A 21423-nucleotide genomic window follows, 5' to 3' on the forward strand; every position below is an offset into this window, starting at 1 on the left:
TCATGAGCGCCTTCATGAGCGCACTCGGCAAGCTCGTCCGCACCACTGCCTTCAAGCTGTCCTTCGCTTACCTTCTCATCTTCACTATCTTCGCCTTCGTCGGGCTCGGCTACGTGGCCTGGAATGCCCAGAGGCTGCTCACCGACCAGTTCGTCTCCACCATCGAGAGCGAGATCGAAAGCCTGTCCGGTCAGTACAGGTTTGGAGGCTTGCGCCGCCTCGTGAACAGCGTCGAACGCCGCTCGCGGGCGCCGGGCGCTCTGCTTTATCTCGTGACGACGGAAACCGGTGAACGGGTTGCCGGCAATGTCGGCGCATTGCCGCCGGATGTGCTCGGCCGGACCGGCCAGTTCGAGACGCTCTACAACCGCACCGACGAGACGGAGACGCGACCCGATGTTGCCATCGTGCGCGTCTATCTCCTGCCCGGCGGATTTCGGCTTCTCGTCGGACGCGACGTGGAGGAGCGCCGACGCTTGCGGGAGATCATCCAACGCGCGTTCGGTTATTCCCTGCTCTTCATCGGCGTGCTCGGCTGCCTCGGCGGATGGTTCATCACCAGGCGGGTGCTCAAGCGCGTCGACGACATGACGGATATCACGCGCCACATCATGGCGGGCGACCTCGGCGGGCGGCTGAAGGTGGCGGGAACCGGCGACGAACTCGACCGGCTCGCGCAGAACCTCAATGCCATGCTCGACCGCATCGGCGAGCTGATGCGCGGCATGCAGGAGGTCTCCGACAACATCGCGCACGATCTCAAAACGCCGCTGACGCGCTTGCGCAACAAGGCCGACGAGGCCCTGCGCACGGCCAAGTCCCCCGACGAGCTGAAGACGGCGTTGGAGGCCACCATCGACGAGAGCGACAATCTCATCCGCATCTTCAACGCGCTGCTGATGATCGCGCGGTTAGAGGCCGGCAATGCCCGTGAGGGACTGGCCGATTTCGACGCGGCGGAGGCCGTGCGCGGCGTGGCCGAACTCTACGATGCGTTGGCTGAGGAAGCAGGCGTAGGCTTGGAGGTCTCGGTCGAGGATGATCTGCCCGTTCACGGCAGCCGCGAACTTCTCGGGCAGGCCATGTCGAACCTCCTCGACAACGCCCTCAAATATGGTGCCGCGTCTGATGCCCCCAGCAAGACGATCAGCGTATCGGCCCATCGCCGCGATGGCGAGGTGCTGATCGCGGTGGCGGACCGTGGCCCTGGCATTCCAGAGGCCGAGCGGGGCAGGGTGCTGGAGCGCTTCGTCCGGCTGGAAACGGCCCGCTCCCGTCCTGGCTTCGGCCTGGGCCTCAGCCTCGCCGCTGCCGTGGCGAGGCTTCATGGCGGGGCGCTCCGGCTGGAGGACAACGAGCCGGGCTTGAGGGTCGTGCTGGCCCTGCCGCTCAAGCCCGTGGAGCTTCCGCAGCCAACCCTCCAGACCGCCGCTTAAGCCTGAAGGATGAGAGCCTCGCGGCAGTTTTCGGTTGCCTCCGAAGGCCCGGCGTGAACACTCGGGCCATCTTTCAGGAACCCGAAGAGACCCGCCGTGCCGGATGCGACAGACTCCCTCCTCAGCCGCTTGACCAAGGCACCGCTCGTGGCCGACCAGAAGCGGGCCAAGGCACAGCTGAAGGATTTCATCGACCGCGTGCGCGACGAGCCCGAGTCGGCTGCCCTGCTGGAGCATCTCGATGATGGCCTCTTCCGCGATCTTCTCCTGGGCCTTGCCGATCATTCCCCTTTCCTCTGGCAGCTAATTGTCAACGATCCCGCGCGCATGGCGAGGCTCGCGCTCTGCTCGCCGGAGGAGGCGCATCGCGCCATCATCGAGAGTCAGTCCAACCTGTTCCGCGAGTTGCGCACCAGTGCGATCACCCGCGACGATGCCGTGCGCAGCTTCCGACAGAACCGCAACGCCCATGCGCTTCTCGTCGCCATGGCCGATATCGGTGGGCTCTGGGGCACGGAGCAGGTGACGCAGGCGCTCTCCGATTTTGCCGATGCTTCTGTTGCCGGCGGCGTCAATCTCGTCCTCACTGAGATGGCGGATCTGGGCCGCGTGAATCTCGTGAACCCGGATTCGCCGGGCGAGGGCTCCGGCTTCACCGTGCTGGCACTGGGGAAACATGGGGCAGGGGAGCTCAACTACTCGAGCGACATCGATCTCGTGATCTTCTTCGATCCGGAGACGAAGGTTCTGCGCGATCCTTCCGAAGCGGCGACGATCTACACCCGTATCGCCCAGCAGCTCGCCAAGCTGCTGCAGGAGCGCACGGCCGACGGCTACGTGCATCGCGTCGATTACCGCCTGCGTCCCGATCCCGGCTCGACGCCGACCGCCGTGTCGCTGTCATCTGCCTATGTGTATTACGAGACCGTCGGGCAGAACTGGGAGCGGGCGGCCTTCATCAAGGCGCGGCCCATCGCAGGAGATCTCACGCTTGGCGAGAACTTCCTGAAGGAGCTGCGCCCCTTCATCTGGCGCAAGTATTTCGACTTCGCGTCCATCGCCGACGTGCATGCCATGAAGCGGCAGATTCATGCGGTGCGCGGGCACGATCAGATCGCGGTAGCGGGCCACGACATCAAGCTTGGACGCGGCGGCATCCGTGAGATCGAGTTCTTCGTGCAGACGCAGCAACTCGTGTTCGGCGGACGGCGTCCTGGCCTGAGAGGGCGTCGCACACTCGACATGCTGAAGGCTCTCCACGACGAAGGCTGGATCACGGCCCATGCGCGCGACGAACTCTCGGAAGCCTACCGCTTCCTGCGCACCATCGAGCACCGGCTGCAGATGGTGGCTGACGAGCAGACGCAGCGTCTGCCCTCGGATGAGGAGCAGCTGAAGCGTTTCGCGAAGTTCTGCGGCTATCCCAACCTGAAAGCCTTCTCGAAGGCGCTCACGGATCAGGCCACAATCGTGCAGGGGCATTACGCGCTGCTGTTCGAGGAGGGGCCGGAACTCGCCTCCGATGTCGGCAGCCTCGTCTTCACCGGTTCGGACAACGACCTGGATACGCTAGCCACCCTGCAGCGCCTCGGCTTCCACGAGCCCGAACGCGTGGCCGAGACCGTGCGCGGCTGGCATTTCGGCCGGCGTCCCGCGATCCAGAGTGCGCGCGCCCGCGAGGTGCTGACTGAACTCACGCCCGCGCTGCTCTCCGCGCTCGGCGGCACCGCCGATCCCGATGGTGCACTCGCGGCCCTCGATCGCGCTTTCGGTCGCATGCCGGCCGCCGTCGAACTCCTCACCATCCTGCAATCGCATGATCGCCTGCGGCTTCTCTTCGCCGATCTTCTCGGCACCGCTCCGCGCTTGGCCGATACAGTCGCTCAGTCGCCGCATGTGCTCGATGCCCTCATCGATCCCGCCTTCGGCACGCCCACTGCCGACGATGAGGCCATCGAAAGCCAAGTGAGGCAGATCATCGGTCCGCCGCGCGATTTCGAGGATTTTCTCGACCGCATTCGCGATGCCGCGCGCCAGATGCGCTTTGTTACCGGCGCGCGGCTTCTCTCTGGCGTGTTCTCTCCAGCCCAGGCCGGAGAAGCCTATGCCGCCACAGCACAGGCGGTGATCCGCATCACCTTCGACGAGGTGCGCCGCGCCTTCGAGGCCGAGCAGGGCGCGGTGCCTGGCGCCCGTATCGCTATTCTCGGCCTCGGTCGCCTTGGAAGCCGCGAGCTGACCGCAGGCTCCGATCTCGACCTCGTGGTGATCTATGACTTCGACGAGAACGCTCGCGAGAGCACCGGCCCGCGCAGCCTCGATGTCGTGGTCTATTACACGCGCCTGACGCAGCGTCTGGTCTCCGCACTCACAGTGCCGACCCGGCGAGGCCTGCTCTACGAGGTCGACCTGCGCCTGCGCCCGCAAGGGGGTAAGGGGCCTGTTGCATCGCAGTTCAAGGGCTTCGTGAATTATCAGAAAACGGAAGCCGATCTGTGGGAGCACATGGCGCTTACGCGTGCTCGCGTGCTGGCGGGCGATGAGGCTTTCGGCTTTGAGGTGTCGAACGCCATCAAGGATATTCTCACGACGAAGCGCGATCCCAAGCAGGTGTTCAAGGACGTGCGCGCCATGCGCGAACTGATCGCGCAGGAGAAGGGCGATGACGATCCGTGGGATATGAAACTCGCCCGCGGCGGCCTCACCGATCTCGACTTCATCGCGCAGGGCTTGGTGCTGGCTTATGCGAGCGCGCATCCATCGCTAGTTGGTGTGCCGACCGAAGGAGCATTCGCGCAGGCTCAGGCGTCAGGTTTGCTCGGTGAGGATGACGCAAGGACACTCACCGAAGCCCACAAGCTCTTCAACGACATCTTTCAATGGCAACGGCTGACGATAGAGGGCCGGTTCGATGTCGCTCAGGTTCCAAAGGCGATCCTGAAGCGGCTGGCGAATGTGGCTGGGCTGCCGATTCCGAATGTGCTGCGGGAACATCTGGACGAGACGCGGAGTCGGGTGCAGGGGGTGCTTGGGAGCGTTCTGGGCCGATAAGGACGCTCTACCTGCGCTCGTGTATCCCTTAGGACATGCAACGTTCAGGAAGCATTACGTAAGCTATTTCAAGGCACTATGTGTGTTTCACTATATGATTGTAGAGTAGACTCTCCCACGTCTCTCCACCGAGAAATGCACCTTCTGTACCGGGTGAAGGATCGTTTTGATCGCATCGTGGTGAGCAACGGCGAAGGGTCCGCATAATGGCATCGATGGAACAACTGTGTCTCATGCATGAACTTTTGAATGGTGGCACCATTTCATGCTGGTACGGCAATGGCACTTTCGTCGGACCAGGTTCATCACCGACGTCACAGTCGGGAAGCACGCAGGTTGGTGGAACGAGCTCACCAACTAGTGCGACACCTGGAAGTACGAGCACGACGGCTGGAGGCACAAGCCCGACGACGACCACGCCGCCTGCTTCAAGCGGGACCGGCACAGGTGGCACCAACACAGGTGGCACCGGCGGTTCGGGCACTTCGTGGACGTATCCCGACGATTTTAAAGATTTCTCTGGGTCCGATTGGGCACTTTTTGCAGGAATACACACCATTGCGGGTTATGTTACTTGGGATGTTTTGTTTTTTCTGGAGGCCTCTCAGCCGAGCCTGAGCGCCTTGGCGGCCCCCTATACCGCCAGCATCGTCGGGGCTGAAGCCTCCGCCATTGCCTACCCGGGCATGGGTGCCAGCTTGGCCCTCATTCCAATCGGTCTAGTCATCACTGGGCTCCTCTTAGGTCCTCCCAGAGATCCCAGAGAGATCGATCAGGACACTGACTGGGGTAACTCTACGTTCGGCTCAGACCCTGAAACTCTGGAGAAGCCCGTCCACAAAGTCTTACAGTTCGCCGTCGGTGGGAACGCGTACTTTGTGGAAATTCTGCGAGGGACTGCCAAAGCTGACCACTTGGTCGGAAATGGAGGTCTGTCGGGTTTCGAGGGCGATGATACTCTCACTGGTGGCGACAGGGCCGACATCCTCATGGGCGGCTCTGACAATGATTTGCTGGTGGGCGGGCTCGGTCATGACATCCTGACCGGCGGTCTCGGCGCTGATATCCTTGATGGAGGCGCGGGCTTTGACTATGCGGAGTACCACACGGCCACTTCGGGCGTGGTTGTCGATCTGCTGTACATCGGTCGCAACACGGGCGACGCGATGGGCGACCGCTACATCTCCATCGAGGGCATTCGCGGCTCGGACTACAACGACGAGCTTGTCGCCAACCACCTGGCCAACGAGCTCTACGGCATTGGCGGTGACGACACGCTGGATGGCCGGGGTGGCGCCGATACGCTGTTTGGCGGATCGGGCTTCGACACGGCGAGCTACCAGTACGCGGCTGAAGGCGTGGTGGCCAATCTCTCGGAGAGCTGGCGCAACTTCGGCGAGGCGGCGGGCGATGTGTACAACAGCATCGAGGGGCTGGCCGGTTCGCAGTTCAACGACACTCTGACGGGTGACGGCGCCAACAACAAGCTCTACGGCCGCTCGGGCAACGACACCCTGTATGGCCTCGACGGCCACGACACCCTGTATGGCGACGACGGCGACGACGTGCTGCAAGGCGGCATGGGGATGGACCGCATGGAGGGCGGAGCCGGGATCGACGCGGTGGCGTACACGACCGCGGTGACGGTGGACCTGTCAGGCAACGCGCAGAGCACCGGCGAGGCGGGGGGCGACAGCTTCTACTCGATCGAGAACATCTACGGCTCGAACTACGCCGACAAGCTGATCGGCAACGCCGTCAATAACACCTTCTATGGCGGCTGGGGCGAAGACACCCTGTCGGGCATGGGCGGCAACGACTACCTGCTCGCCGGCGACAGCAACGACGTGCTGGAGGGCGGGGCCGGTGCCGACACCCTCGACGGCGGCAACGGCTACGACTTCGTGGCCTACACCAGCGGCGTGACGGTCAACCTGTCGGCCAGCTGGTATAACACCGGCGAGGCGGCGGGCGACGTGTTCGTGTCGATCGAAGGCATCTACGGCTCGAACTACGCTGACAAGCTGATCGGCGATGGCGTCGACAACACCTTCTACGGCGGCTGGGGCGAGGACGAGCTGGTGGGCAAGGCTGGCAACGACCGCCTGCTGGCCGGCGACAGCAACGACGTGCTGGAAGGCGGCCTCGGTGCCGACACCATGGACGGCGGCAACGGCTATGACATTGCCTCCTACCTCAATGCCACCGCGCACGTACGGGTCAGCCTGGCTAACTCTGCCATCAACACCGGTGACGCTGCTGGTGACGTCTACGGCAGCATCGAGGCGCTGAACGGCTCGCAGTTCAGCGACGTGCTGATCGGTGACGCCGGCAACAACAACCTCTACGGCCAGAGCGGCAACGACGAGCTGATCGGTGGTGCGGGCGCCGACTTCCTGAGCGGCGGCCTGTATTACGACACGCTCTCCGGCGGCGCCGGTGCGGACACGCTGAGTGGCGGGTCGGCGGCGGACGTGTTCCAGTTCGATGCGGTGCTCGGGGCTGGCAACGTGGACACGCTGGCCGACTTCAGCGCGGCCGAGGGCGACAAGATCGCCCTGGAGACGCACATGTTCCGGGCCTTCCCGGACGTGGCGTTTGTCGAGACGACCTATGGCTCGTACTACGTCAACCATCTGCTCAAGGCGTCGGCCTTCGGCCTCGGTGGTTGGGCCACCACGTCGGCGCAGCGGATCGTGTACAACCAAGCCACGGGCGGGCTGTTCTACGATGCGGACGGCACGGGGGCGGCCGCCCAGGTGCAGTTCGCGCAGCTCACCGCCGGCACGGCCCTGTCGGCCGCCAACTTCAGCCTCTACACGCTGTAAGAGCCGGTCGCAGGGCAGCAGACCACTATACAAGCAGCAACGGCCGGCACCTCACAGTGCCGGCCGTTGCTGTTTATGCTGTCTGATAAGCCTGCCTTACGCCGCCGCATCCGCCAGGGCGATCTCTGCGCTCGAATTCTCCACCAGCGGCAGGTGGACGAGCACGATGGTTCCGATGCCTTCCTGGCTCCTGATGCGAAGGCTGCCGCCGTGGAGTTCGGTGAGCGAGCGGGCGATGGCGAGGCCGAGACCCGAGCCTTTGTAGCTCTTCGAGAACTCGGTCTCGACCTGCTCGAAGGGCTGGCCGAGCTTGTGCAGGGCATGATCGGGAATGCCGATGCCATCGTCCTCGACATAGATGTTGACTGCGTTGCCGGCCTGGCGCGTGCGCACCGTAATGCAGCCGCCGTCGCTCGTGAACTTGGTGGCGTTCTGAAGAAGGTTGACGAGGATCTGGTGCAGGGCGCGCTCGTCGGCGGGCACCACGATGTCCTCGGGATTGACGTCGACGGTGACGGAGAGGTTCTTCGCCTTGGTCTGCTCGCCCACCAGCTTGAGGGCGCGCTGGATGGCAGCATGGACCTCCAACGGCTGCTTGGTCAGGCTGGTGCGGCCTGCCTCGATGCGCGACATGTCGAGGATGTCGTTGATCACCGACAGGAGGTATTGGCCGCTCGATCGAATGTCGGTGCAGTATTCCTCATACTTGTCGGAGCCAAGCGTGCCGAAGATGCCGCTCTGCATCACTTCCGCAAAGCCGATGATGGCGTTGAGTGGGGTGCGCAGTTCATGGCTCATGTTGGCGAGGAATTCGGACTTGGCGCGGTTGGCGCTCTCGGCCTGGGCTTTCTGGTCGAGGTAACGTTCGGCGAGATCCGCGAGCTGATGCGTCTGCGCCTCGAGCTTCTGGCGCGACTGCTTGAGGTCGAGTACCGTCGCGATGAGTTCCTTCTCGGATTCGACGAGGCGGTGCTCGTGGCGCTTGAGGGCGGTAATGTCCGTGCCCACCGACACGTAGCCGCCGTCCTTGGTGCGGCGCTCGTTGATCTGCAGCCAGCGGCCATCCTGAAGGCGGGCCTCGAAGGTGCGCGCGCCGACATCCTGCTGCTCGCGGCGGAGGAACTGGTGCTGCACTTCCGGAGGACGGCCGAGCGCCATTACCTCAGCATAAGACTTGCCTTGGAGCTGGGCATTGGCCGGCAGCTCGTGCAGCCTCTGGAACTTGGAATTGCACAGCACGAGGTTGTTGTTGGCGTCCCACAGCACGAAGGCCTCGGAGATCGCCTCGATGGCGTCGTGCAGGCGGGCATCGGCCTTGGCGGTCTTTTCTTCCAGGCCGCGCTGCTCGGTCACGTCGACCGCAATGCCGACAAGGTGGCTCGCCGCGTCATCGGGATCGTTCATCAGCTCGGCGCGGGCGCGCAGCCACACCCAGTCGCCGGTGATGCTGCGGATGCGGAATTCGTAATCGAGGAGCGAAGTGCTGGCGGAAGCGAGCTGCTCGGCCAGCGTGAAGAGGTCCTGATCCTCCGGGTGGATCATGGTATTCACTTCTCCGAACGAGAGGAACTCGTCCTGCCGCTCGTAGCCGAGAAGCTCATACATGGAATCGGACCAATAGATGCGACCGCGGCCGATATCCCAATCCCACAACCCGCAGCGTCCGCGGTTGAGGGCGGAATCGATCCGGTCGCGCACCTTCTCGCAAACCTCGTCGGCGGCGCGTGCGCGGTTCGCCTGCATGACATAAGCCACGCCGATGCCGAGCAACACCAGGATCGTGGCGCCAAGCAGCGACACGTGGCCAATGGTGCGCGTCCACCAGCCCGACAGGATCTGAGGCATGGGCTGCACGAGCGCGATCTGTCCCGATGAGGCAGCAAGCGAACGAACGGTCGCCATGCCCTCAACGCCGCCGGGAAGCCGGATGGTCATGACTCCGGCGCGGTCGGCAAACAGCATCAGGGGCTGCGCTTCGCCAAGTATATCGGTGAGCTTGCCGGGGGCGTTCGTCATTGAAGGATAAACGGCCAGAATGGCGCCTGCCTGATCGACCAGCATGAGCGTGCGGTTCTGCGTCAAGGCGCTCGGCGGCATGTCGTTGGCGAGCTGCTCCAGCTGGGCTGCAGCCTGCGCACCGCTGCGGGGAGCCGGAACGGCGCCGAGCTTCGCCGCCGAGAGGGATGCGATGATGTCGATGTCGCTGATGGCGTCGAAGAGCGTGTCCTTGCGGCCATCGCGGATCTGCACCCAGGCGCTGCCGGCAAGCGTGATGAGAAACAGGATAAGGACCGCCGGAACCGCCAAGCGGAGCAGGGGCTCATACCGTTCGAGCCGTCTATAGGTGGGGTTCGCGTCTGATCGCGTTACCCCTAGAATCGTACCCGCACGCGCGGGTACGCATGCGGTCACCGCCCCCGCCATGCGATGCTTCCTCCGGAACCATTTGCGTCCTGTTTCGGAGGACGTGCCGCATCTCTCCGAATCACTAACAATAGAATCTTGAGCGGGTGATTTGTCTAGTTAGTAGAACCCGAAGGTTAATAAAAAATTTCCTATGTCAGCTTCCCTTGGGGAAATCTTGGACAAGTCTGTAACCTCTTTATCCATATAGTTTATTTCGATTGGTTTTCTTCGAGGGAGCGACTCACGATATCCCCTACATCGCGGGAAAGACTGGGCTTTTGCGCAATGGAGCGCAGGGCCTCTTCCGCGTGCTTTCGCCGGCCGTTTTCCATCATCCGCCAAGTGCTGAAAGCGGTGAGGAGGCGCGCCGCAAGTTGCGGATTCAGCTCGTCCGCGCGCAGGACAATCGAGGCCAGGAACCGATATCCCGCGCCGTCCGCCCGATTGAACTGAACCTGGTTCAGCATGGCGAAGCTGCCGATCAGCGAGCGCACCCGATTGGGGTTGCCGATGGAGAAGGCCGGATGGTCCATCAGGCTCTTCACCCGTTCGAGCGTTTCATCTTCGGGGATTGCGGCCTGCAGCGTGAACCATTTGTCGATCACGAGCGGTTCGTTGCGATAGCGTTCCCCAAAACGGGCGATGGCGTCCTCGCGCGCTTTGCCTGGGATGGTCGTCAGTACGCTGAGCGAGGCGAGGCGGTCGGTCATGTTGGTGGCAGATTCGAGTTGCGCCAAGGCTAGCGCTTCACCGGTGCTGGGATCGGCTGCAGCAAGAAGATCGAGGCAGGCATTGCACAGGCTCCGACGTCCGGCGCTGGCCGCATCCGGGCTGTACGGGCCTGAATCCGTGAAGGCCTCGTAGATGCGCCGTAGGCGCTGGTTGCAGGCCACACCGATGCGCCGGCGCAGCTCTGATCGGGCACGATGAATCGCATCCGGATTCACATCCTGGCCGATCTCCTGCGCGATGTCGGCTTCGCTTGGAAGGGTGATAACGAGAGCCGCAAAGGCTGGGTCGTTCACGGCATCCCTATCGATGAAGGAGCAGAGGGCGGCCGAGAATGCATCGATCTCCTCGCCGGGGATCGGTCCGTCGGCCGAGAGGGAGGCCAGCAGCCGCATGGCCACGGTCTGCGCCGCCTGCCACCGGTTGAAGGCATCCGTGTCGTGCCTCAGGAGGACAAGCAACTCTTGGTTGGGCAAATCGAGGGATACCTTCACCGGGGCCGAGAAGCCCCGGAAGAGGGACGGAACCGGCAGGGACGTCACACCCGTGAAGGTGATGCTGTCCGCCGCCTTGTCGAACAGGAACACACCTCCTTCATCCACCCGGTCGCAGGCTGCGCTCATGGGTGATCCATCATGCGAGACGAGACCGAGCGTGACGGGAATGGCCATCGGCTCCTTCGTTGCCTGCCCGGGTGTGATGGGTGTGCTCTGCGTGAAATCCAGGCGGTAGGTCTGCGCCGCCTCGTCGTAATGGCTCTTCACCGTGACCCGAGGTGTCCCGGACTGCTCGTACCAGCGGGCGAAGTGCGACAGGTCGCGGCCGGTGACCTCCGCGAACGCGTTCAGGAAATCCTCGACGGTTGCGGCGGTGCCATCGCAGCGCTCGAAGTAGAGATCCATGCCGCGCCGAAAATCCTCGTCGCCGATGATTGTCTTGAGCATGCGGACGATCTCCGCACCCTTCTCGTAGACGGTAGCGGTGTAGAAGTTGTTGATCTCGCGATAATGGTTCGGGCGCACCGGATGGGAGAGGGGGCTTGAATCCTCCAGGAACTGGCGGGCGCGCAGGGTCTTCACCTCGGCGATTCGATGCACCGGGCGGGAGCGCTCGTCGGAGGAAAACTCCTGATCGCGGAAGACCGTCAGGCCCTCCTTCAGGCAGAGCTGGAACCAGTCGCGGCAGGTGACGCGGTTGCCAGACCAGTTGTGGAAGTACTCGTGCGCGATGATCGCCTCGATATGGGCATAGTCCATGTCGGTGGCAGTCTCAGGGCTCGCCAGCACGAATTTATCGTTGAAGATGTTGAGGCCCTTGTTCTCCATCGCGCCCATGTTGAAGTCGGACACGGCGACGATATTGAATACATCGAGATCGTATTCGAGGTCGAAGACCCGCTCGTCCCAGCGCATGGAGCGTTCGAGCGCATCGAGGGCATAATCGGCACGACCCTCCTTGCCGGCCTCCACATAGATCGCAAGCTCGACCTCGCGGCCGCTCATGGTCGTAAAGCTCTTTGCGACGCGCCCCAAGCGGCCGCCGACCAGCGCGAACAGGTAGGACGGCTTGGGATGCGGGTCGTGCCAGACAGCATAGTGCCGGTCTGAGCTGTCGACTGATCCGCTCTCGATAGGGTTTCCGTTGCCGAGGAGAACGGGTGCCTCGTCACGGTTGGCCTCGATCCGGGTGGTGTAGACGGAAAGAACGTCGGGCCGGTCGAGGAAATAGGTAATGCGCCGGAAGCCTTCTGCCTCGCATTGCGTGCAGTAATTGCCGCTGGAACGATAAAGGCCCATCAGCTTGGTGTTGGCCGTTGGGTTGATCTCAGTTTCGATCGTCAGGGTGAAGAGCTGGCGGGGTGCCTGCGCGATGGTGAGCGAATGCGGCGAGGCTTCGAACTCTTCGTCCGATAGGACCCGCCCGTCCAGAGTCACGGATTTCAGGTTCAACTCGTCCCCGTCAAGAACGAGGGGCGCATCCGAGCGCCCGGCCGGATTGGGTCTCATGACGAGCGTCGCGGTCACCCTGGTCTCCGTCGGGTGCAGTTTCACGTCGAGCTCGACATGGTCGATCAGGAAATCGCTGGGCCGGTAATCCTCAAGGCGAATAACGGAGGCTGTCTCGGTGCGCATCGGATACCCGTATGAAACGAAGTTGCGTTGGTTCTAGGGCCTTGGGGAGGGACCGCCAGTCTGCTTGGCGCAGCAGGGATTAAAAGTCACGGGATCTTGGCCAAATCCAAGGCTTTTTCCGCACAACAAAATGGTACCCCTTGATCTCCCGGAGAAATACGCCATCACGTGAATTCCGCTCACGGAGACGATCATGGAATACCTGCACACGATGGTTCGCGTGTCGAACCTCGAACAATCCCTCGATTTCTTCTGCAACAAGTTCGGCCTGGTCGAAGTCCGCCGGATCGAGAACGAGAAGGGCCGCTTCACTCTCGTGTTCCTGGCAGCGCCCGGCGATGTGGAGAAGGCCAAGGACACCAGGGCACCGCTCCTGGAGCTGACCTACAACTGGGACGAGAACGAATATGCCGGCGGCCGGAACTTCGGCCATCTCGCATACCGGGTCGACGACATCTACGAGACCTGCCAGCGCCTTATGGATGCGGGCGTTACCATCAACCGTCCGCCCCGCGACGGCTACATGGCCTTCGTGAAGACCCCCGACAACGTCTCCATCGAGCTGCTCCAGCGCGGCGAGCCGAAGCCCACGCAGGAGCCCTGGGCCTCAATGGCTAATACCGGCACCTGGTAAGCTAAGCCCCTCGGCTGCCCCTTGGCGAAAAGGTCTTGCTCCGCCATTCTACCCGGCCCACCATAATAAAGCCGGGTCGAACCGGCGGAGGAACATTGTGGTACGAGAGACAATCCGCTTCTGGCGGCAGGGACGAGCAGTCGAGGTTTCAGGCTTTCACCCGCGAACCACGCTTCTGGACTATTTGAGGCTTCAGGAGCGTCGCGTCGGCACCAAGGAGGGCTGCGCGGAGGGCGATTGCGGCGCCTGTACTGTGGCCCTGGGTCAGGTGAAAGGCGGGCGCGTGCATTACGAGCCGGTCAATGCCTGTATTCTCCTGCTCGGCCAAATCGACGGCGCGGAACTCGTCACGGTCGAGGATCTCACGGCAGACGGCGAACTCCACCCGGTGCAATCCGCCATGGTGGACGCCCACGGCTCCCAATGCGGCTTCTGCACCCCCGGCATCGTGATGAGCCTATTCACGCTCTACCACACGGGCGAGCGGCCCTTGAGCCGCGAGGCCGTCAACGATGCGCTTGCCGGCAATCTCTGCCGCTGCACGGGCTACAGGCCCATCGTCGACGCGGCCCTGCAGGCCTGCGGCGAACAGTCCAAAGATGCTTTCACCACCAACGCCGAGCAGAATGTGCAAGGCCTGACGGCGCTCGCCGACGGGCAGGATGTCTTCATCGGCGACGAAACCTGCTTCTTTGCGGCGCCTGCCAGCGAAGACTCCCTGGCTGCGCTTTACACACAGCATCCCGATGCCACCCTGGTGGCCGGCTGCACGGACGTGGGTCTCTGGATCACCAAGGGGATGGCCGAGATCGAGAAGGTGATCTGGCTAGGGCGCGTGGCGGGTCTCGATGTTATGGAGGAGACCTCCGAGGCTCTCGGCATCGGCGCGACCGTGACTCACGCTGCGGCTCACCCGTCCCTTGCGCGCATCGATCCGGATCTCGGCGAACTGATGCGCCGGTTCGGATCGTGGCAGGTGCGCGCGTCCGGAACCGTGGGCGGCAACATCGCCAACGGCTCGCCCATCGGCGATCTCGCGCCCGCGCTGATCGCGCTCGGCTCCGAGCTGGAGCTGCGCCATGGCGACGCCACGCGCACCATTCCGCTTGAAAACTTCTTCATCGCCTATCGCAGGCAGGATCGGGTGCCCGGCGAGTTCGTGCGCCGCGTCACCGTGCCGAAGCTCAAAGGCAACGAGGTCTTCCGCGCCTACAAGATCTCCAAGCGCTTCGACGAAGACATCTCGTCCGCCATGGGTGCGTTCAAGTTCACCCTCGACGGCAGGCGCATCGCTCAAGCCCGCGTCGCCTTCGGCGGCATGGCTGCGACACCCAGGCAGGCGCTCGCGACGGAGCAGGCGCTTGTGGGTCTATCCCTCGACGAGCCGTCGAGCTGGGGTGAGGCGATGGCCGCGATCGCGCGCGACTATCAGCCGCTCGACGATCACAGATCCTCAGCCGCCTATCGCGCGACCGTGGCGCGCAATCTCGTGTTCAAGGCCTTGAGCGAGACCGCATCGGGTGAGACCCGCGCCACGCGCATCATCGGCCAGCGCGACGCGCTCCAGGCGGCGGAGTAGGGCGATGAACGAGCAGTCAAGACTCGCCGACGGTTCCACCTCCCCCTTGAGGGGGGAGGTCGCGCCGCAGGCGCGGGAGGGGGTGGGAAACTCCACATCTGAGAATGTCGCGCGGCCACCCCACCCCGGATCGCTGACGCGCTCCGACCCTCCCCCTCAAGAGGAGGGTGTTGAAGCCCTTCGCCACATTCGCAAGCCCCTGCCGCACGATTCCGGTCCGAAGCACGTTCAGGGCGCCGCGCAGTACATCGACGATATCCGCGAGCCCGAGGGCACGCTGCATGTGGCCATCGGCCAGTCGCCGAAGGCGCGCGGTCGCCTGATCTCCCTCAATGTTTCCGCCGTGCGCGCCGTACCGGGCGTCGTGGCGGTGCTGACCGCTGCGGACATCCCCGGCAAGAACGACGTGTCGCCCGCCTTCGGTGACGATCCGCTCTTCGTCGATACTCAAATCGGTTTTCTGGGGCAGGCGCTCTTTGCCGTCGTCGCCACGACGCGTGACACCGCGCGCCGCGCCGTCAAGAAGGCCGTGATGGAGATCGAATCCGAGGCGCCGAGCGTCACGGTCGAGGACGCGCTGGAGCGCGGCGAGACCGTGCTGCCGGATTACGCCTATGGCCGAGGCTATCCGGATGCCGTCATCGCGCAGGCGTCAACGAAGCTGGAAGGCCAATTCCGCGTCGGCGGGCAGGAGCATTTCTATCTCGAAGGTCAGGTTGCCCTGGCGATCCCCGGCGAGGACGGCGACATCCACGTCTATTCCTCGACCCAGCATCCCACGGAAGTGCAGCACGTGGTCGCCCGCGTACTCGACATTCCCGATGCCTATGTGACCTGTGAGACGCGCCGCATGGGCGGCGGCTTCGGCGGCAAGGAAAGCCAAGCGACGCAATGGGCCGTGACCGCAGCGCTCGCGGCGCGCGTCACCGGACGTCCATGCAAGCTGCGCCTCGACCGCGACGACGACTTCATCCTCACCGGCAAGCGCCACGACTTCCGCTGCGACTGGAAGGTGGGCGTGGACGAGGAGGGACGCATCCAAGGCTACGCGGTCGATCTCTTGGCCCGCTGCGGCTATTCGGCGGATCTCTCCGCCGGCGTGGTGGACCGGGCGATGTTCCACGCGGACAATGCTTATTGGATGCCGGCAGTGCATATCGCCTCGAAGCGGCTCAAGACCAACACCGTCTCCAACACGGCGTTTCGCGGCTTCGGCGGTCCGCAGGGCATGCTCGCCATCGAGCACGTGATGGACCAGATCGCCTGGGCGACGGGGCGCGACCCGCTCGACGTGCGCTACGCCAACTTCTACCGGCCGGGTGAGAACGTCACACCCTATGGCATGGAGGTGGAGGAGACCGACACCCTCGTTAATCTCGTGCGCACGCTGGAGGAGACGTCGAACTACCGGGCGCGCCGGGAGGAGATTGCCGCGTTCAACGCCTCCTCGCCGATCATGAAGCGCGGACTGGCGCTCACGCCCGTGAAGTTCGGTATCAGCTTCACGCTCACGCACATGAACCAGGCCGGCGCGCTGGTGCACGTGTATCAGGACGGCTCCGTGCATCTGAACCATGGCGGCACCGAGATGGGGCAGGGGCTCTACATTAAGGTCGCGCAGGTGGTGGCGGAGGAGTTCGGCATCGCCATGGAGCGCGTGCGCATCACCGCGACCACGACCGCGAAGGTGCCGAACACCTCGCCGACGGCGGCCTCATCCGGCTCCGATCTCAACGGCATGGCGGCGAAGATCGCGGCCGGCGCGATCAAGAAGCGCATGATCGCTCATGCATCCAAAGCCTATGGCGTGCCGGAGGAGCAGATCGCATTCCGCGACGACCGGGTCTTCATCGGCAACGAGAGCCTATCCTTCGACGAAATGGCGAAGAAGTGCATCGCGGCTCGCGTGCAGCTCTCGGAGGCCGGGCATTACAAGACGCCGAAGATCACCTGGGATCGTGCGAAGGGAACGGGCCGGCCCTTCTTATACTTCGCCTATGGGGCGGCCTGCTCCGAAGTCATCATCGACACGCTCACGGGCGAGAACCGCCTCTTGCGCACCGACATCCTGCACGATGTCGGCCGCTCCTTGAACCCGGCCATCGATATCGGCCAGATCGAGGGCGGCTTCGTGCAGGGCATGGGTTGGCTCACCACCGAGGAGCTGGTCTTCGCCAAGGACGGCCGCCTGCTCACGCACGCGCCCTCGACCTATAAGATCCCGGTCGTGTCCGACGTGCCCGCCGCCTTCAACGTGGCGCTCTATCCCAACACCAACCGGGAGGAGACGATCTACCGCTCCAAGGCCGTGGGCGAGCCGCCGGTCATGCTGGCGAACAGCGTGTTCTGCGCGCTGGCCGATGCCATCCATGCGCTCGATCCGTCGCAACCGGTGCCGCTCCATGCGCCTGCGACGCCCGAGGCGATCCTGCGCGCCTGCGAGGCATTGCGGGGGAGGCCCATGGGGTGAGGGTCTGGCGCCAGCTCACCGACTTTGTGGCGCGGCACGGAGCCGCCGCCCTCATCTCCGTCCATGACGTGAAAGGCTCCGCTCCCCGCGAGGTCGGCGTCTGCATGGTGGTGCGGCCCGACGGCGCCTTCCACGGCACCATCGGCGGCGGGCAGCTCGAATTCCGCATGCTCGATATCGCCCGCGAGATGCTGACGGCAGGGCGTGGTCCGGCCCGGATCGTCGATCAGGCGCTCGGGCCCGATCTCGGCCAATGCTGCGGCGGGCGGGTGAAAATCCTGATCGAGACCTTCGACAGTCGGGACATGGAGGATCTCGCGCCTCTCGTGACGGCTGAGGCCGAGGGCGGGCTGTTCGAGCTCGAATGCCGGATGGAGGAGGGTCGTGTGAAGCGCGACTTCGCGTCCGCCGTGGGCGACGACCGCTGGACCGGCTGGCGCGAGATCCATGGCGAGGTGCGCACGCCCGTTCTCCTGTTCGGCGCCGGACATGTGGGCCGGGCGCTGGTGTTGTCGCTCGCGCCCCTGCCGTTTACCGTGCGCTGGCTCGACAACCGAGACGGTGCTTTCCCGGCCCATCTCCCGCCGAACGCGAAGGCCGTCCACATGTGGGATCCGGAGGCGGAGATCGCTGAGGCCAGCCCTCACTCGCTCATCCTGGTCATGACGCACGACCACCCGCTGGACATGGCGATCACGGCGGTGGCCCTCAAGCGTGACTTTCCCTATGTGGGCCTGATCGGCAGCGCCACGAAGCGGGCGCGGTTCGAGAAGCGGTTCCGGGAAATCGGATTCCTTGAGGAGACGATTCGCTCCCTCGTCTGCCCCATCGGGCTTCCCGGAATCGAGGACAAGGACCCGGCAATCATCGCGGCTTCCGTGACCGCGCAACTGCTGCAGGTTCGGGAGCACGGTGGTGTTGCCCAAAAATTCTCGCCTCCCGCGGCCTCCAACGATACATAAGTCCCATGAGCACCAATCGACTCGACGATCAGCGCCATCTGGCGCGCGCCATAGAACTCTCCCGCGATCACATGGAGGAAGGGGCCGGCGGCCCCTTCGGCGCCGTGGTCGTGCGCGACGGCAGGGTTCTGGCCGAGGGCTGGAACCAGGTCACCTCCGCCAAGGACCCTACGGCCCATGCCGAGGTCACGGCGATCCGGCTTGCCTGCCAAGCCGTCCGTGACCATTCGCTGGAAGGCGCCACGCTCTATACGAGCTGCGAGCCGTGCCCCATGTGCCTTGCCTCAGCCTATTGGGCCAGGGTGGGGCGCATCGTCTATGCCAACACCCGGCAGGACGCGGCCGAGATCGGCTTCGACGACAGCCTGATCTATGACGAGATCCCCAAGCCCGCCTCGGAGCGCCTCATCCCCATGGATCACCTGCCGAGCCTGGAGGCCAAGGCGGTGTTCGATGCCTGGGCGGACAAGCCGGACAAGATCGCCTATTAATGACCGGTCGGGTGGCAGCGCCCGGCCAGGCTTCCTATCTGAGCCTCACCCGATCACAGACCGAGACGAACCCATGCCCCGCGTCACCACCATCGTCCGCAAGCCCGCCGTGAAGGCCGACCGCGTCGTCGACACCATCACCCTCGACCACGCGGCGAGAAACCGCCGCCATGGTGCATTGAAAGGCGAGGGCGGGACTGAGATCCATCTCGACCTCGACATGGAGACCACCATCAACGACGGCGACGCCCTGCGGCTCGAGGACGGGCAGCTCGTCCAAGTGAGAGCGGCGGTCGAGTCCCTGCTCGAGGTCAAGGCCGAGAACCCCCTGCGCCTCATGCGCCTCGCTTGGCACCTCGGCAGCAATCACGGCCTCGTCGAGGTGACTGGGGACGCCCTCTACATCGAGAACAACCCGGCGCTGGCGGAACTGGCGCGCGGACAGGGCTGCACCGTGACCCCGGTGGAGCGTCCGTTCAAGCCGGAGCGCAGCACCCATGTGTGCGATCATGATCACGGGCATCATGGCCATGCGCACGGCCACGATCACTCTCATGCGCACAGCCATGACCACGGGCATTCCCACGGCCACGATCATGCGCACGAGCAAAAGCATGATCACCACGATCATGCCCATCACGAGCACGGTCCCGGCTGCGGATGCGGCCACCACGGGCACAAGCACGATCACTGATCGGGCCTAAAAGCTTTCATCCTGCACGACCATGTCCAAGACCACCCGCGCGACACTAGCCTTGCAGCAGGCCGGCGTGTCCTTCACGGTGCATTCATACGACTACGATCCGAATGCGGAGCGCATCGGCCTGCAGGCCGCTGAGGCCATGGGGGCCGATGCGTCAAGCGTGCTCAAGACCCTGATGGTGCTGGTGGACAACAAACCCGCTTGCGTGATCCTGCCCTCCGACCAGGAGGTTAACCTGAAGAAGCTGGCCGCGGCCTTGGGCGGCAAGGCGGCCCAGATGATGAAGCCGGCGGATGCGGAGCGCATCACCGGCTATCATGTCGGCGGCATCACCCCCTTCGGCCAGAAGAAGCGCGTTCCGACCGTGCTGGAGCAGTCGGCGTTCAAGCACGCCAGCGTCTTCATCAACGGAGGCCAGCGAGGTTTGCAGGTGAAGCTTGATCCGCGCGCGGCGGCTCAGGTGCTGGAGGCGAAGGTAGCAGGGGTGGTCTGAAATCATCCAAACCATCCACGGATGATCGATGCTCTCTGCAGCCAAGAGCCGCTTAAGAACAGGCGGCTCTATCTCACGGCCTGAAAGCAGATCTCTCCATCCTCATCACGGCCAATCTGCCCGAGTTCCATGAGACGGTTAAGCAGGCGCTCCACGTTGTTGGAGTGCGGTCACGCGTTCGCCCCTTCGGGGCAGATTGCAACTCTATCAGGTCGCATTCTGACCAGTTCCGCATAACGCCCCGGATCGGTGGCCCCCTCTGTGTTGATGACGAAGACGCGGGATGCTTCGTTGAGACCGAGCGCCGTCCTGATCGCCAGATTCGCCGCGGCGCGAATGAGGCCGGCGAGGCCCGCACCGCCGCTCTCGCCTGCGACGATGGCCGGATCGTTGCCTCCAGGCCGGGCGAGGCGGTTCATCACGGCGACCGCATCCTCCTCATCGACAGTCATGAAGGCGTCAGCCACCCGTGACAGCATCCGCCAGGCGATTAGTGACGGCTCGTAGCATTCGAGCATCGCCATGACAGTCGGCTCTCCGTGTTCGATCTTTACCGGATACCCCGCTCGCGCGGTCTCTAAGAGACAGGCTGCGCGTGCCGGCTCGACCACGACATGGGTCGGCCGTTGGTCCTCAAGCACAAGGGCGAGATGCCCCGCCACGGCAGCCGCGACGCCGCCGACACCTGCCTGCACGAACACATGGGTCGGGGGAGCGGGAAGCTGGCGCAGGGCCTCGCGTACCATCGCGGTGTAGCCTTGCATGACCAGCCCGGGAATGTGTTCGTAGCCTGGCCAGGAGGTGTCGGACACGACCGTCCATCCCTTCTCGGCTGCGACGCGCGCAGCCTCAGCGACCGAGTCGTCATAGGTACCCGCGACCCGGATCATCTGTGCACCGAAGCGGGCGATGGCCGCCACACGCTCGTCGCTGACACCGGCGTGAACGAAGATGGCGGCCTCGGCGCCGACCAGCTGAGCACCCTGAGCCACCGAGCGCCCGTGATTGCCATCCGTGGCACAGGCGAAAGTCATGCCCGACGTTATGGAGCGAACCTCAGGGGTGTGCAGTTCGGCGATATCGACTCGCCGTCCAAGCTGGCGGCCGGCCTCCTCGAGCACGAGCCGGATGACCGCGTAGGAACCACCCAGGGCCTTGAAGCTGCCGAGGCCCAGACGGAAGCCCTCATCCTTGACATGGATGGCACCTACGCCGAGTTCAGCCGCAAGGGTCGGGAGGGAGTGCAGGGGCGTCGGCGCATGGTTGTCGCGATAGGTGAGGTACCGCTCGACCTCCTTCGCAGCCTCCACGCTCAACGTCTCGGCATCGAGCGGATCAAGGGGCTCGCGGTAGTCGAGGTGCTGATTGAGAAGAAACATCGCTGCCCTTCGAGGCTGAAACGGCGAGAGGATATTGCACCAGATGTGGGACAAGCGCTCTATTAGACTCGCAGGATGCTAGATTTTTCGTGCAGGTGGGACCCTGGTGTCTAAGTCCCCGCCCCCGATT

Annotated in this window: 13 protein-coding genes; 10 read left to right on the forward strand and 3 right to left on the reverse strand. The window is 64.0% G+C overall.

Annotated features, from left to right (window positions below):
• Nucleotides 1-2 precede the first annotated feature (2 nt).
• From VB618_RS01735 to VB618_RS01745, 3 genes are all read left to right on the forward strand, one after another.
• A complete protein-coding gene (locus VB618_RS01735; RefSeq protein WP_329794765.1) occupies nt 3-1436 on the forward strand; it encodes a HAMP domain-containing sensor histidine kinase in 1434 nt (477 codons plus the stop codon).
• Nucleotides 1437-1532: 96 nt separating this feature from the next.
• Nucleotides 1533-4487, forward strand: coding sequence for a bifunctional [glutamine synthetase] adenylyltransferase/[glutamine synthetase]-adenylyl-L-tyrosine phosphorylase (locus tag VB618_RS01740; protein WP_329794766.1), 2955 nt, complete (start codon nt 1533-1535; stop codon nt 4485-4487).
• Nucleotides 4488-5401: 914 nt separating this feature from the next.
• Nucleotides 5402-7315 (forward strand): calcium-binding protein, encoded by a 1914-nt coding sequence (locus tag VB618_RS01745; RefSeq protein ID WP_329794767.1) that lies wholly within the window; start codon nt 5402-5404, stop codon nt 7313-7315.
• 96 nt (nt 7316-7411) lie between these two features.
• Here the strand turns inward: VB618_RS01745 and VB618_RS01750 are convergent, their stop codons facing one another.
• Together VB618_RS01750 and pepN are read right to left on the reverse strand one after the other, a co-directional pair.
• Nucleotides 7412-9622: a sensor histidine kinase gene (locus VB618_RS01750; protein WP_329794768.1), complete on the reverse strand. Its 2211-nt coding sequence runs from the start codon at nt 9620-9622 to the stop codon at nt 7412-7414.
• A 308-nt stretch (nt 9623-9930) separates the two neighbouring features.
• Nucleotides 9931-12582: an aminopeptidase N gene (pepN, locus tag VB618_RS01755; protein ID WP_329794769.1), complete on the reverse strand. Its 2652-nt coding sequence runs from the start codon at nt 12580-12582 to the stop codon at nt 9931-9933.
• 193 nt (nt 12583-12775) lie between these two features.
• Here pepN and VB618_RS01760 point away from each other — a divergent pair, with 193 nt between their 5' ends.
• From VB618_RS01760 to ybaK, 7 genes are all read left to right on the forward strand, one after another.
• Entirely contained in the window at nt 12776-13216 is a 441-nt protein-coding gene (locus VB618_RS01760) for a VOC family protein (protein ID WP_329794770.1), read from the forward strand.
• Between the two features lie 97 nt (nt 13217-13313).
• Nucleotides 13314-14795: a xanthine dehydrogenase small subunit gene (gene xdhA, locus VB618_RS01765; RefSeq protein ID WP_329794771.1), complete on the forward strand. Its 1482-nt coding sequence runs from the start codon at nt 13314-13316 to the stop codon at nt 14793-14795.
• Between the two features lie 4 nt (nt 14796-14799).
• Complete coding sequence (gene xdhB / locus VB618_RS01770) at nt 14800-17265, forward strand: xanthine dehydrogenase molybdopterin binding subunit (RefSeq protein ID WP_329794772.1); 2466 nt, start codon at nt 14800-14802, stop codon at nt 17263-17265.
• Nucleotides 17262-18227 (forward strand): xanthine dehydrogenase accessory protein XdhC, encoded by a 966-nt coding sequence (xdhC, locus tag VB618_RS01775; protein ID WP_329794773.1) that lies wholly within the window; start codon nt 17262-17264, stop codon nt 18225-18227. The genes xdhB and xdhC overlap by 4 nt, the downstream gene beginning before the upstream one ends.
• Nucleotides 18228-18232: 5 nt before the next feature.
• Complete coding sequence (locus VB618_RS01780; RefSeq protein WP_329794774.1) at nt 18233-18718, forward strand: nucleoside deaminase; 486 nt, start codon at nt 18233-18235, stop codon at nt 18716-18718.
• Nucleotides 18719-18791: 73 nt separating this feature from the next.
• Complete coding sequence (locus tag VB618_RS01785) at nt 18792-19412, forward strand: urease accessory protein UreE (RefSeq protein WP_329794775.1); 621 nt, start codon at nt 18792-18794, stop codon at nt 19410-19412.
• A 31-nt stretch (nt 19413-19443) separates the two neighbouring features.
• Entirely contained in the window at nt 19444-19914 is a 471-nt protein-coding gene (gene ybaK, locus VB618_RS01790; RefSeq protein ID WP_329794776.1) for a Cys-tRNA(Pro) deacylase, read from the forward strand.
• A 170-nt stretch (nt 19915-20084) separates the two neighbouring features.
• Here ybaK and VB618_RS01795 read toward each other — a convergent pair whose 3' ends face one another.
• Nucleotides 20085-21293, reverse strand: a complete 1209-nt coding sequence (locus VB618_RS01795; protein ID WP_329794777.1) for a diaminopropionate ammonia-lyase — start codon at nt 21291-21293, stop codon at nt 20085-20087.
• Nucleotides 21294-21423 lie beyond the last annotated feature (130 nt).

Origin of the sequence: Microvirga sp. CF3062 (assembly GCF_036314045.1) — a bacterium.
In the GTDB taxonomy this organism is placed as follows: domain Bacteria; phylum Pseudomonadota; class Alphaproteobacteria; order Rhizobiales; family Beijerinckiaceae; genus Microvirga.

Excerpts from the sequence above, each read along its gene's own strand:
- VB618_RS01735 (WP_329794765.1), top strand. The coding sequence starts at position 3 with ATGAGCGCCTTCATGAGCGCACTCGGCAAGCTCGTCCGCACCACTGCC.
- pepN (WP_329794769.1), bottom strand. The coding sequence starts at position 12,582 with ATGCGCACCGAGACAGCCTCCGTTATTCGCCTTGAGGATTACCGGCCC.
- VB618_RS01760 (WP_329794770.1), top strand. The coding sequence starts at position 12,776 with ATGGAATACCTGCACACGATGGTTCGCGTGTCGAACCTCGAACAATCC.
- xdhB (WP_329794772.1), top strand. The coding sequence starts at position 14,800 with ATGAACGAGCAGTCAAGACTCGCCGACGGTTCCACCTCCCCCTTGAGG.
- VB618_RS01780 (WP_329794774.1), top strand. The coding sequence starts at position 18,233 with ATGAGCACCAATCGACTCGACGATCAGCGCCATCTGGCGCGCGCCATA.
- VB618_RS01785 (WP_329794775.1), top strand. The coding sequence starts at position 18,792 with ATGCCCCGCGTCACCACCATCGTCCGCAAGCCCGCCGTGAAGGCCGAC.
- ybaK (WP_329794776.1), top strand. The coding sequence starts at position 19,444 with ATGTCCAAGACCACCCGCGCGACACTAGCCTTGCAGCAGGCCGGCGTG.
- VB618_RS01795 (WP_329794777.1), bottom strand. The coding sequence starts at position 21,293 with ATGTTTCTTCTCAATCAGCACCTCGACTACCGCGAGCCCCTTGATCCG.